The sequence below is a fragment of the Streptomyces sp. NPDC091280 genome (genome assembly GCF_044768565.1).
GTDB lineage: Bacteria > Actinomycetota > Actinomycetes > Streptomycetales > Streptomycetaceae > Streptomyces.
Window position 1 is genome coordinate 459,589 of sequence record NZ_JBIVUZ010000010.1, and the last position, 11,236, is coordinate 470,824.

10 protein-coding genes are annotated in these 11,236 nt (G+C 71.7%); 3 read left to right on the forward strand and 7 right to left on the reverse strand.

The features are described 5' to 3' along the window. Window positions 1–13: 13 nt before the first annotated feature. The 4 genes from ACIQPR_RS30560 to hrcA form a co-directional block, all read right to left on the reverse strand. On the reverse strand, window positions 14–769 hold the full coding sequence (locus ACIQPR_RS30560; RefSeq protein ID WP_403654790.1) for a 16S rRNA (uracil(1498)-N(3))-methyltransferase: 756 nt from the start codon (window positions 767–769) through the stop codon (window positions 14–16). After that, window positions 766–1,842 (reverse strand): nitronate monooxygenase, encoded by a 1,077-nt coding sequence (locus ACIQPR_RS30565; RefSeq protein ID WP_403654792.1) that lies wholly within the window; start codon window positions 1,840–1,842, stop codon window positions 766–768. The genes ACIQPR_RS30560 and ACIQPR_RS30565 overlap by 4 nt, the downstream gene beginning before the upstream one ends. 78 nt (window positions 1,843–1,920) lie before the next feature. Next, a complete protein-coding gene (dnaJ, locus tag ACIQPR_RS30570) occupies window positions 1,921–3,057 on the reverse strand; it encodes a molecular chaperone DnaJ (RefSeq protein WP_403654794.1) in 1,137 nt (378 codons plus the stop codon). Next, on the reverse strand, window positions 3,058–4,074 hold the full coding sequence (hrcA, locus tag ACIQPR_RS30575; RefSeq protein ID WP_019074081.1) for a heat-inducible transcriptional repressor HrcA: 1,017 nt from the start codon (window positions 4,072–4,074) through the stop codon (window positions 3,058–3,060). Between the two features lie 182 nt (window positions 4,075–4,256). On the opposite strand from hrcA, the gene ACIQPR_RS30580 reads away from it, so the two are divergent. Together ACIQPR_RS30580 and ACIQPR_RS30585 are read left to right on the forward strand one after the other, a co-directional pair. Next, window positions 4,257–4,976, forward strand: coding sequence for an MBL fold metallo-hydrolase (locus ACIQPR_RS30580; protein ID WP_403654796.1), 720 nt, complete (start codon window positions 4,257–4,259; stop codon window positions 4,974–4,976). A 34-nt stretch (window positions 4,977–5,010) separates the two neighbouring features. Then, the gene (locus ACIQPR_RS30585) at window positions 5,011–5,826 is read left to right on the forward strand and encodes a DUF3097 domain-containing protein (RefSeq protein WP_403654798.1); all 816 of its coding nucleotides are present in this window, start codon (window positions 5,011–5,013) and stop codon (window positions 5,824–5,826) included. Here the strand turns inward: ACIQPR_RS30585 and ACIQPR_RS30590 are convergent. From ACIQPR_RS30590 to ACIQPR_RS30600, 3 genes are all read right to left on the reverse strand, one after another. Continuing rightward, complete coding sequence (locus ACIQPR_RS30590) at window positions 5,804–6,382, reverse strand: Uma2 family endonuclease (protein WP_403654850.1); 579 nt, start codon at window positions 6,380–6,382, stop codon at window positions 5,804–5,806. The two genes, ACIQPR_RS30585 and ACIQPR_RS30590, sit on opposite strands and share 23 nt — an antisense overlap. A gap of 97 nt (window positions 6,383–6,479) precedes the next feature. After that, on the reverse strand, window positions 6,480–7,712 hold the full coding sequence (gene hemW / locus ACIQPR_RS30595; protein WP_403654800.1) for a radical SAM family heme chaperone HemW: 1,233 nt from the start codon (window positions 7,710–7,712) through the stop codon (window positions 6,480–6,482). Window positions 7,713–7,802: 90 nt separating this feature from the next. Continuing rightward, window positions 7,803–9,779 (reverse strand): SpoIIE family protein phosphatase, encoded by a 1,977-nt coding sequence (locus ACIQPR_RS30600; protein ID WP_403654802.1) that lies wholly within the window; start codon window positions 9,777–9,779, stop codon window positions 7,803–7,805. Window positions 9,780–9,971: 192 nt separating this feature from the next. Between ACIQPR_RS30600 and ACIQPR_RS30605 the strand changes: the two genes are divergently transcribed. After that, window positions 9,972–11,236, forward strand: a 1,265-nt coding sequence (locus tag ACIQPR_RS30605; RefSeq protein ID WP_403654852.1) for a HAMP domain-containing protein, incomplete at its 3' end; no start/stop codon positions are given.

The window sequence follows — 11,236 nt, forward strand, 5'->3', positions numbered from 1 at the left end:
TGGTTCCGGTGGTTCAGGACCAGCGTCCGGTGCGGCCCAGGAGCAGGGCGGTGGCCGCCGTCCCGGCGGTCGAGGTGCGCAGCACGCTGCGCCCGAGCCGGAACGCCTTGGCCCCGGCCTCCTCGAAGAGCGTCAACTCCTCGGGCGAGACGCCCCCTTCGGGGCCCACGACCAGCACGATCTCGCCCTCGGCGGGGAGTTCGGCGGTGGCCAGCGGTTCACTGCCGTAGGCGCGGTCCTCGTGCAGCACGGCGGCGAAGTCGGCTTTGGCGAGAAGTGCGGCAACCTGCTTGGTCGTCGCCGCGTCCGCGACCTCCGGGAAGCGCAGCCGGCGGGACTGCTTGCCGGCCTCGCGGGCGGTGGCCCGCCACTTCGCGAGGGCCTTGAGTCCGCGCTCGCCCTTCCACTGCGTGATGCAACGGGAGGCCGCCCAGGGGACGATGGCGTCGACGCCGGTCTCGGTCATGGTCTCCACGGCCAGTTCGCCGCGGTCGCCCTTGGGGAGGGCCTGGACGACGGTGACGCGGGGCTGCTGCGGCGGCTCCTCGAAGACGGTCGAGCCCAGGACGACGAGGCGGTCCTTGCCCTCCACGGTCTTGACGACGCCGTCCAGATACCGGCCGCGCCCGTCGGTGAGCACGATGTCCTCACCGGGCCGCAGCCGCTTCACGGAGACCGCGTGCCGCCCCTCGGGACCGTCGAGGACGACCTCGCCACCGCTGAAGTCGGGGATCACCAGGGGATCGAGGACGAACACCGGCGCCGTCATCGCGGGTCACCTCCGGCGGACAACGCTGTCCGGGCGGTGGCGAGTTCGGCGGTCAGCACCTCGACCAGCTGCCCGGCGGGCAGTTCGCGTGCCATGCGGTGGCCCTGTCCGGCCCACAGCGCCATGCCCTGCGCGTCACCGGCCGCGGCGGCCTGCTTGCGCAGCGGGGAGGTCAGGTGGTGGACCTCGGGGTACGCGGCGGGGGCGTAGGGGCCGTGCTCGCGCATGAAGCGGTTGACCAGGCCGCGGGCCGGGCGGCCGGAGAACGCGCGGGTCAACTCGGTGCGGGTGAAAAGGGGGTTGGTGAGCGCCTGCTTGTGCACGACGTTGGCCGCGGACTCGGGGGTGGCGAGGAACGCGGTGCCGAGCTGGGCCGCGCTCGCGCCCGCCGCGAGGACGGCGGCGATCTGGCTGCCGCGCATCAGACCGCCGGCGGCGACGATCGGCAGGCTCACGGTCTCGCGGATCTGGGCGATCAGGGAGAGCAGGCCCATGCCGGAGCCGTCGATCTCCGGGAGGTCGCGGTGGGTGCCCTGGTGGCCGCCGGCCTCGACGCCCTGCGCGATCACCGCGTCGGCGCCGGCCCGCTCCACGGCGAGGGCCTCCTCGGCGGTGGTGGCGGTGACGAGGGTGAAGGTGCCGGCCCGGCGCAGCGAGTCCAGCACCTCGCGGGTGGGGACGCCGAAGTGGAAGGAGGCGAAGGACACCGGGTTGTCGAGGAGGACGGACAGCTTGGCGTCGTAGCCGTCCTCACGGCCGCTGTCCGGGTCGCCCAGCTCCGTGTCGTACCAGGCGGCCTCACCGGCCAGCTGGTGGGCGTAGACGTCGACGGCCGCCTTGTCCGCATACTCCGGCTGGGGCATGAAGAGGTTCACGCCGAAGGGGCGGGACGTCAGGCTCCGCAGCTGCTTGATCTCCTGGTACATGCCGTCGGCCGTCTTGTATCCGGCGGCGAGGAACCCCAGTCCACCGGCCTCGGACACGGCCGCGGCGAGCTGCGGTACGGAGACACCGCCCGCCATGGGGGCCTGCACGATCGGATGAGGGAAGAGATCGGTCAGTGCGGAGGACATGACGGCATGTTGTCACGTCCTCCGAACAAGTCCGAATCCGGCCTTCCGCCCGGCATAGGACAGCTGCATGACCGACGATCAACGCCCGTTGAAGGCGTCCTTCAGCCGTGAGAACAGGCCCTGCTGGCCCGGCTGGAACTGCCCCGTGGGCCGCTCCTCGCCGCGCAGTTTCGCCAGTTCCCTGAGGAGGCGTTCCTGCTCCACGTCGAGCTTGGTGGGGGTGGTGACCTCGACGTGCACGATGAGGTCGCCCCGGCCGCCGCCGCGCAGATGCGTGATGCCCCGGGTGTGCAGCGGGATCGACTGGCCGGACTGGGTGCCCGGCCGGATGTCGACCTCCTCCATGCCGTCCAGCGTCTCCAACGGCACCTTCGTGCCCAGGGAGGCCGCCGTCATCGGGATCGTCACCGTGCAGTGCAGATCGTCGCCGCGCCGCTGGAACGTGGAGTGCGGCAGCTCGTGGATCTCGACGTACAGGTCACCGGCGGGGCCGCCGCCGGGGCCGACCTCGCCCTCGCCCGCGAGCTGGATCCGCGTGCCGTTGTCCACACCGGCCGGGATCTTCACCGTGAGGGTGCGGCGCGAGCGGACGCGGCCGTCGCCGGCGCACTCCGGGCACGGTGTCGGCACGACGGTGCCGAAGCCCTGGCACTGCGGGCAGGGACGGGAGGTCATGACCTGGCCCAGGAAGGACCGGGTCACCTGCGAGACCTCCCCGCGACCGCGGCACATGTCGCAGGTCTGCGCGGAGGTGCCGGGGGCGGCGCCCTCGCCGTTGCAGGTGTTGCAGACGACGGCCGTGTCGACCTGGATGTCCTTCGTGGTGCCGAAGGCCGCCTCGTCCAGCTCGATCTCCAGCCGGATCATGGCGTCCTGGCCGCGGCGGGTGCGCGAGCGCGGTCCGCGCTGCGACGCCGTGCCGAAGAACGCGTCCATGATGTCCGAGAAGTTCCCGAAGCCGCCCGCGCCGAAGCCGCCGGCCCCACCGCCGCCCGCCTGCGAGAGGGGGTCGCCGCCGAGGTCGTAGACCTGCTTCTTCTGCGGGTCCGAGAGCACCTCGTAGGCGGCGTTGATCTCCTTGAACCGCTCCTGGGTCTTCGGATCCGGATTCACGTCCGGGTGCAGCTCGCGCGCGAGCCGGCGGAAGGCCTTCTTGATCTCATCCTGCGACGCGTCGCGACGCACGCCGAGAACGGCGTAGTAGTCCGTGGCCACTTAGGACTCCGCCAGGATCTGTCCGACGTACCGTGCCACTGCGCGTACCGCTCCCATCGTTCCCGGGTAATCCATGCGGGTCGGTCCGACCACGCCGAGCTTGGCGACTGCCTCGCCGCCCGAACCGTAGCCGACCGACACCACCGACGTGGAGTTGAGTCCCTCGTAGGCGTTCTCGTGACCGATCCGTACGGTCATGCCCGAATCCCCCGCCTCACCAAGCAACTTGAGGAGGACGACCTGCTCCTCCAGGGCTTCCAGGATGGGGCGGATGGTGAGGGGAAAGTCATGTCCGAAGCGGGTGAGATTGGCGGTGCCGCCGATCATCAGCCGCTCCTCGGTCTCCTCGACGAGGGTCTCCAGGAGGGTGGAGAGCACCGTCGCGACCGTGCCGCGGTCCTCGTTCTCGAAGGCCTCCGGCAGGTCCTGCACGAGCTGCGGCACGTCCGCGAAGCGGCGGCCGGCGATCCGGCTGTTGAGCCGCGCGCGCAGGTCCGCGAGCGAGGACTCCCCGAAGGGGGCCGGGCAGTCCACCATGCGCTGCTCGACCCGCCCGGTGTCGGTGATCAGCACGAGCATCACGCGCGCGGGGGCCAGCGACAGCAGCTCCACGTGGCGGACGGTCGAGCGGGTCAGCGAGGGGTACTGCACGACGGCGACCTGCCGGGTGAGCTGCGCGAGCAGCCGGACCGTACGGCCCACGACGTCGTCGAGGTCGACCGCGCCGTCGAGGAAGTTCTGGATGGCCTTGCGCTCGGGGCCGGTCATCGGCTTGACGCCCGCGAGCTTGTCCACGAACAACCGATAGCCCTTGTCCGTGGGGATGCGTCCGGCGCTGGTGTGCGGCTGGGCGATGTACCCCTCGTCCTCCAGGGCCGCCATGTCGTTGCGCACGGTCGCCGGGGAGACGCCGAGGCTGTGCCGCTCGGTGAGCGCCTTGGAGCCGACCGGTTCCTCGGTGCCCACATAGTCCTGGACGATGGCGCGCAGCACCTGAAGCCTGCGTTCGCTGAGCATCGCGCACACCTCCAGTTCTGGTCGCCTTTGCCGCCGCTTGTCGCGAGCCCGCCCTTTCCTGGCACTCTGTGCGCGTGAGTGCCAGCGTTCCCCGGCCCAGTGTACGGCCGTGAGGTACACCCCGGGCAAGGCCGGTCCCGCGAGGTCGCGTCACGGGGTGCCGTCACCGTTAGCGTCGCCGTATGACGGTGACTTGGGAAGAGGCGGGGTGGGAGCGGCTGGCCCCCGGGGTGGGCCGGTGCCGGCTGCCTGGCTGGGACTGCACGGTCGGGCTGGTCGTCGGGGACGGTTCGGCGCTCATGATCGACGCGGGGTCGAGTCTCGCGGAGGGCGCGCGGTTGCGTACGCAGGCGCAGGCGCTCGCCGGGCGCCGTGTGACCCATCTCGCGCTCACCCACGCCCATTTCGACCATGTCCTCGGGGCTGCGGTCTTCGCCGGGGCGACGGTCCTCGCGGCCGGGGGCGCGGGCGAGGTGTTCGAGCGCGGGGGTGAGGAGCTGCGGGCCGACGCGGTGCGCAACGGGCTGGACCCGAGGGCGGCGGAGAACGCGGCGGACGTCCTCGTGCGCCCGGGCCACTTCGTGTGGGGCCCCACGGTGCTCGAACTCGACGGCGGCCCGGACGTCCGGCTGCTGGCGACCCGGGGGCACACCGCCCACGACCTCGTGCTCGTGGTCCCGGGCGATCCGGCGGTCGTCTTCTGCGGCGACCTGGTCGAGGAGTCCGGCGAACCGCAGGCGGGCCCCGACGCCGTACCGTCGCACTGGCCCGCCGCGCTGGACCGTCTGCTCGGCCTGGGCGGCGAGGACGCGCTGTACGTGCCCGGTCACGGGGCGGTGGTGGACGCGGGGTTCGTGCGGGCCCAACGGGACGCGTTGGCAACCCGTTTCGGCGTGTCGTGACGAGGCCCGGCCCGGTTCTCCTATCGTCATCCGAATGCGCCAGTACTCCGCCGACCTGACCCCGCCGTGGAAGAAGCCCAAGCCGGTGCCCGAGGTCCCGGCGGATCCCGGCCTGGTGGTCGAGGAGCCGGGCACCGGTTTCTGCGGCGCGGTGATCCGCTGCGAGGCCGGCACGGTCACCCTGGAGGACCGCTTCGGCAAGCACCGGGTCTTCCCCCTGGAACCACGCGGCTTCCTCCTGGAGGGCCAGGTGGTGACCCTGGTCAGGCCGTCGACGTCGAGTGCGGCGCTACGACCCACTCGTACGGCGTCCGGTTCGGTCGCCGTTCCCGGCGCACGCGCGCGTGTCGCCCGCGCCGGGCGGATCTACGTCGAGGGGCGGCACGACGCCGAGCTGGTCGAGCGGGTGTGGGGCGACGACCTGCGCATCGAGGGCGTGGTGGTCGAGTACCTGGAGGGTGTGGACGATCTGCCGTCCATCGTGGCCGAGTTCGCCCCCGGCCCGGACGCGCGGCTCGGCATCCTGGTCGACCACTTGGTGCCGGGCACCAAGGAGTGGCGTATCGCCCAGTCGGTCACCAGTGAGCACGCGCTCGTCGTCGGCCACCCCTACATCGACATCTGGGAGGCCGTGAAACCGTCCTCCGTCGGCATCACCGCGTGGCCCCGCGTCCCGCACGGCCAGGACTGGAAGACGGGCGTGTGCCGGTCCCTGGGTTGGCCGGAAAACACCGGTGCGGTGTGGCAGGCGATTCTGAAGCGGGTGGGGTCCTACAAGGATCTTGAGCCGGAACTGCTGGGCAGGGTGGAGGAGTTGATCGACTTCGTCACGGATAGCGGTGGGGCCTGACGTCGGGGAACGTTCCGAACTCGCTGGTGTCCAGTTCGAGTCCAAGAACCTCCAACGGGACCGGGTTGCCGAACTTGATGATCTCCTGCGTCAGATAGTTGGCATCCTCGCCGTCGCCCTCAGGCTTCGTCAGCAGGACGCACTGCGCCATGATCGGGTCGAGAATCAGATACGCGGGGACCTTGCCCGCCGCGTAGATGGACCTCTTGACCACGTAGTCCTGATGAACGCTGGACTTGGAGACCACCTCGACGACCAAGGTGACCAGCTGGGACGGCAGAAGATGCCCCGAAGCCGGCAGCACGTCCGGCGCCGCCACGAGCAGCTCCGGGATGGGCACACTCTCCTCGCCGGCGATGTCGACATCCTGGGTCTGGATGGGATACCAGCGATCCATGGGGATCTGCCGCTGTGCGTGCAGCACGATCAGGTTGCGCACCAGATCCGGGCTGGCCATCATCACGATTACCCCCCTGAGAAGCTCAGCTTTGACGCCCTCAGGAGGCTCGAACTTGTCGAGGTAATGGGCCAATCCGCGCTCGTCCACAAGGGTCATCTCCATGGCCTCCCATCCGCCGCGTCCTTTCGGCGGCAGATATGAACGAGGTTAGGGACCGAACCGGCGTTCTGCACCGATTCACTCGCCGGAGTGATCAGTCCACGAGGTCCCGCACCACCGCGTCCGCCAGCAACCGCCCGCGCAGCGTGAGGACGGCACGCCCCTCGTCGTAGGGCCGCTGTTGGAGCAGGCCGTCCGTGAGGGCGCGGCGGGAGGCCTTGAGGCCGTCCTCGTGCAGGAGGTCCAGCGGCGCCCCCTCGCGCAGCCGCAGCTCCAGCAGAATCCGCTCCACCCGGCGGTCCTCGTCCGACAGGATCTCGCGCCCGGCACCGGGCGAGCGACCCGCCGCCAGCGCCCCGGCGTACGCCCCCGGGTGCTTCACGTTCCACCAGCGCACCCCGCCCACGTGCGAGTGCGCTCCGGGGCCGGCGCCCCACCAGTCGGCGCCGCGCCAGTACAGCTCGTTGTGCAGACAACGGCCGGATTCCGACGTCGCCCAGTTCGAGACCTCGTACCAGTCGAAGCCCGCCGCGGACATCACCTCGTCGGCGATCAGGTACCGGTCGGCGTGGACGTCGTCGTCCGTCATCGGGACCTCGCCGCGGCGGATGCGCCGGGCCAGCTGGGTGCCCTCCTCGACGATCAGGGCGTACGCGCTGACGTGGTCGGGGCCCGCGCCGAGGGCGGCGTCGAGGGAGGCGCGCCAGTCGTCGTCGGTCTCGCCGGGGGTGCCGTAGATCAGGTCGAGGTTGACGTGGTCGAAACCGGCGGCGCGGGCCTCGGAGACGCAGGCCTCGGGGCGGCCGGGGGTGTGGGTGCGGTCGAGGACCTTCAGTACGTGCTGTCTCGCGCTCTGCATGCCGAAGGAGACGCGGTTGAAGCCGCCGGCGCGGAGGGTGGCGAGGTAGGCGGGGTCGACCGACTCCGGGTTGGCCTCGGTCGTGATCTCCGCGTCCGGCGCGAGGCCGAACTCGTCCCTGATCGCTGCCAGCATCCGCACGAGGTCGCCCGCGGCGAGCAGGGTGGGCGTGCCGCCGCCGACGAAGACCGTGCGGACCGGGCGCGGGTCGTCGCCGAGGACCTTGCGGGCCAGGCGGACCTCGTCGATCAGAGTGTCGGCGTAGTTGTCGCGGGAGGCCAGCACTCCGCCCGTCCCGCGCAGCTCGGTCGCCGTGTAGGTGTTGAAGTCGCAGTAGCCGCAGCGGGTCGCGCAGTACGGGACGTGCAGATAGAACCCGAGGGGGCGGTCCGCGGCCCCGGCGAGCGCCTGCGCGGGCAGGACACCGTCGTCGGGGACGGGATCACCGTCGGGGAGTGCGGAAGGCATGTCCCCCATTGTCCAGCACCGCACGGGCCCGCTCCGCCTGAACCACCGGCAGCGCAATGTCGTCCGCCCGGCGAGCACCCCCACAACCCGCTACTCCCCCCGCCCCACCGACTCCGCCTGAAGCACCAGCAACGCCAAGTCGTCCTCCGGCGGACGCCCCCCGAACTCGTGCACCAACCGCTTGATCCGCTCCGCGATCGACTCGGCACTCAGGCCGGCGCAGCCGGCTAGTGCGGCGGCGAGGCCGTCCGCGTCGTCGAACTGGGCGGAGCCTGAGCGGCGCTCGGTGACGCCGTCGGTGACGCACAACAGGCTGTCGCCTGGGCGGAGTTCGAAGGTCTCGCTGGTGTAGGTGACGTCCTCGATGACGCCGAGGAGGGTCTGTGGGCGGGCGGTCGTGGCGACGGAGCCGTCCGGGGCGAGGAGCAGGGGCAGGGGGTGTCCGGCGGAGGCGAGGGTACAGCGGACGCCACCGGCGAAGGGGACGAGTTCGCCGTAGAGGAGGGAGAGGAAGCGGGGGCCGTCGCCGACCGGGCCCGGCATGCTGCCCGCGGCGACCAGGGCGTGGGCCGCCGCGTCGGCGGCCTCGGTGGCGTCGTCGAGGAGGAGCTGGTTGAGGCGGTCGAGGACGTCGGCGACGCCGTAGCCCTCGCGGGCGAGGAGCCGTAGCCAGGGGCGGGCCAGGCCGATCACCACGGCGGCCTCGGGGCCCTTGCCCTGGACGTCGCCGAGGGCGAAGCACCAGCGGCCGTCGCCGGCCGGGAAGAGGTCGTAGAAGTCGCCGCTGGGGCCGCCCTTGTCGCAGGGTTCGTAGACGAGGGCGCTGTGCACGCCGGGGATCTCGGCGACCGCGCCGGGCAGCAGGCCGCGCTGGAGGACGCGGCTGATGGTGGCCTGGCGGGCGTACTGGCGGGCCGCGCCGATCGCGAGCGCGACCCGGCGGCTGAGGTCCTCGACCAGGCCGGTGACCTCGTCGGGGAAGCACGGCAGCCCGGACCGGCCGATGACGAGCGTGCCGAGCGGACGGCCGCCCGCGATCAGCCGGTACGCCAGGGCCGCGCCGTGGGTGCCGCGCGGGCCGAGGGCGTCGCCGGGCCAGGGGTAGGACGCGGGCCGCAGCGAGTCCTGCGGGCGGGGCGGGTGCTTCTCCAGGGCGGCGCGCAGTTCCTCGATGCGGTTCTCGCTGCCGTGCCAGACGCGGGCGAGGCGCGGTCCGGCGCCGATCCCGGCCCCGGCTCCGGCTCCGGCCCCGGTTCCGGGGTCCTCGCCCCAGCCCGCGCCGCTCTCGGGTCCGCCGGACCGGGGGGAGCCCCACCGGCCCATCACCTCGTCCTCCAGCCATACGGCGCACCAGTCGGCGAGCCTCGGCACGATCAGCTGTCCGGCGAGCGCGGCGACCAGGTCCTCGTCGAGCTGTCCGGCGAGGAGGTCGGAGGCCTCGGCCAGGAAGGAGAGGGCGCCGCGGCCGAGCCAGTCCCGGTCGCGTTCGGCGCGCCGGGGTTCGGGGGCGAGGATCTCGGCGACGCGCAGGCCGCGTTCACGGCCGTACGTCTCCAACTCCTCGGCGACCGGGCTGCCTTCGGCGGGCAGTCGGGCCCACACGGTCTTGGTGCCGGTGCGGTAGGTGACGCCCCAGGCCTCGGCGAGCGTGGCGACGAGCCGCAGCCCGCGCCCGAACTCCGGTGTCTCGTACGCCGGTTCGCCGCCGTTGTCGCGCGGCGCGCGGGAGGGGTGGTGGTCGGCGACCTCGACCACGACCGACCGGGTGTCCTCCAGCCGGCAGACCAGCTCGACGTCCGTGCCCGCGTGCACGACGGCGTTGGTGACGAGTTCGCTGACGACGACCATCGCGTCGTCGGCGAGCCGGTCGGTGAGGTGTTCGGTGCCGGGCAGGGCGAGTTCGGTCCACTCGCGGAGCGCGGCCCGCACCAGACCGCGGGCGGAGCCGGGCGCGAGGGGGCTGCCGGGGAGCGTGGCGCGCAGGGTCGTGCGCGGGTCCGCGCCGTGGTGCGCGGGCGCGCCGGGAGCACGCGCGGTGGTCTCCCGTTGCGTCGGAATTGCCCCCATGCACAGCTCCCCGAGCAGATCGGACGAATTCGCCTCGGTCGATGCGGACAGAGTGACAGACTGGCCGCGGCCATAAGCGCCGAGTTACCGAAGTGGGCCGCCATGAGTGAGAACAGTGCTACGCGTGTGCTCGAAGACGAACACAAAGAGGACTGGATTCGAGCATCGGATCTCCGCCCGCTGCTCGCCGTGATGACGGCGGCCCGGGACGGCGACTTCACGAAGGCACCGGAGACAGGGCACGGCCTGGTGGCCGAACTGACCGCCGCCTTCAACCAGATCATGGACCGCAGCACCCACTTCAACTCCGAGACGCAGCGCGTCAAACGGGAGCTGATCCGGCACGGCCGCCTCGACGAGCGCCTCTCGGCCAGCCCCGGCCAGGGCAGCTGGACGTCCCGTGTCAACGACGTCAACCAGCTCCTCGACGCCCTGGTCGCCCCGGCCGCCAACGCGACCCGGGTCCTGGACGCGGTGGCGGGCGGCGATCTGACCCAGCGGGTCGATCTGCACGACGGCAGCAGGCAGTTGCGCGGTGATCTACGGCGTCTCGGCCGCACGGTGAACAAGATGGTGGACCAGCTCTCCCTGTTCACCGGGGAGGTGACCCGGGTCGCCCGCGAGGTCGGCACCGAGGGCAGGCTCGGCGGACGCGCCAAGGTGCAGGGCCTGTCGGGCAGTTGGCGGGACGTGACCGAGGCGGTCAACACGATGGCGTCCCGGCTGACCGCGCAGGTGCGGGACATCGCGCTCGTCACCACGGCCGTGGCGCGCGGCGACCTGACGCGTACGGTCACCGTCGAGGCGACCGGCGAACTGCTGGAGCTGAAGCTCACCGTGAACACGATGGTGGACCAGCTGTCGGCCTTCGCGGACGAGGTGACGCGGGTGGCCCGCGAGGTCGGCACCGAGGGCCAGTTGGGCGGGCGGGCGCAGGTGCGGGGCGTCAGCGGGGTCTGGAAGGACCTCACCGACAACGTCAACTTCATGGCCTCGAACCTGACTTCGCAGGTCCGCAACATCGCCCAGGTGACCACCGCCGTCGCGAACGGCGACCTCTCGCAGAAGATCACGGTCGACGCGCAGGGCGAGATCCTGGAGCTGAAGTCGACCATCAACACGATGGTCGACCAGCTCTCCGCCTTCGCCGACGAGGTGACACGCGTGGCCCGCGAGGTCGGCACCGAGGGCAACCTCGGCGGGCGCGCCCAGGTGCGGGGCGTCTCCGGGGTCTGGAAGGACCTCACCGACAACGTCAACTTCATGGCGGACAACCTGACTTCACAGGTCCGGAACATCGCCCTGGTGTCGACGGCCGTCGCGCAGGGCGACCTCGGCAAGAAGATCACGGTGGAGGCCAAGGGCGAGATCCTGGAGCTGAAGTCGACCATCAACACGATGGTCGACCAGCTCTCCGCCTTCGCCGACGAGGTGACACGCGTGGCCCGCGAGGTCGG

Excerpts from the sequence above, each read along its gene's own strand:
- ACIQPR_RS30560 (WP_403654790.1), bottom strand. The coding sequence starts at position 769 with ATGACGGCGCCGGTGTTCGTCCTCGATCCCCTGGTGATCCCCGACTTC.
- ACIQPR_RS30585 (WP_403654798.1), top strand. The coding sequence starts at position 5,011 with ATGCGCCAGTACTCCGCCGACCTGACCCCGCCGTGGAAGAAGCCCAAG.
- hrcA (WP_019074081.1), bottom strand. The coding sequence starts at position 4,074 with ATGCTCAGCGAACGCAGGCTTCAGGTGCTGCGCGCCATCGTCCAGGAC.
- ACIQPR_RS30590 (WP_403654850.1), bottom strand. The coding sequence starts at position 6,382 with ATGACCCTTGTGGACGAGCGCGGATTGGCCCATTACCTCGACAAGTTC.
- ACIQPR_RS30580 (WP_403654796.1), top strand. The coding sequence starts at position 4,257 with ATGACGGTGACTTGGGAAGAGGCGGGGTGGGAGCGGCTGGCCCCCGGG.
- ACIQPR_RS30565 (WP_403654792.1), bottom strand. The coding sequence starts at position 1,842 with ATGTCCTCCGCACTGACCGATCTCTTCCCTCATCCGATCGTGCAGGCC.
- ACIQPR_RS30600 (WP_403654802.1), bottom strand. The coding sequence starts at position 9,779 with ATGGGGGCAATTCCGACGCAACGGGAGACCACCGCGCGTGCTCCCGGC.
- hemW (WP_403654800.1), bottom strand. The coding sequence starts at position 7,712 with ATGCCTTCCGCACTCCCCGACGGTGATCCCGTCCCCGACGACGGTGTC.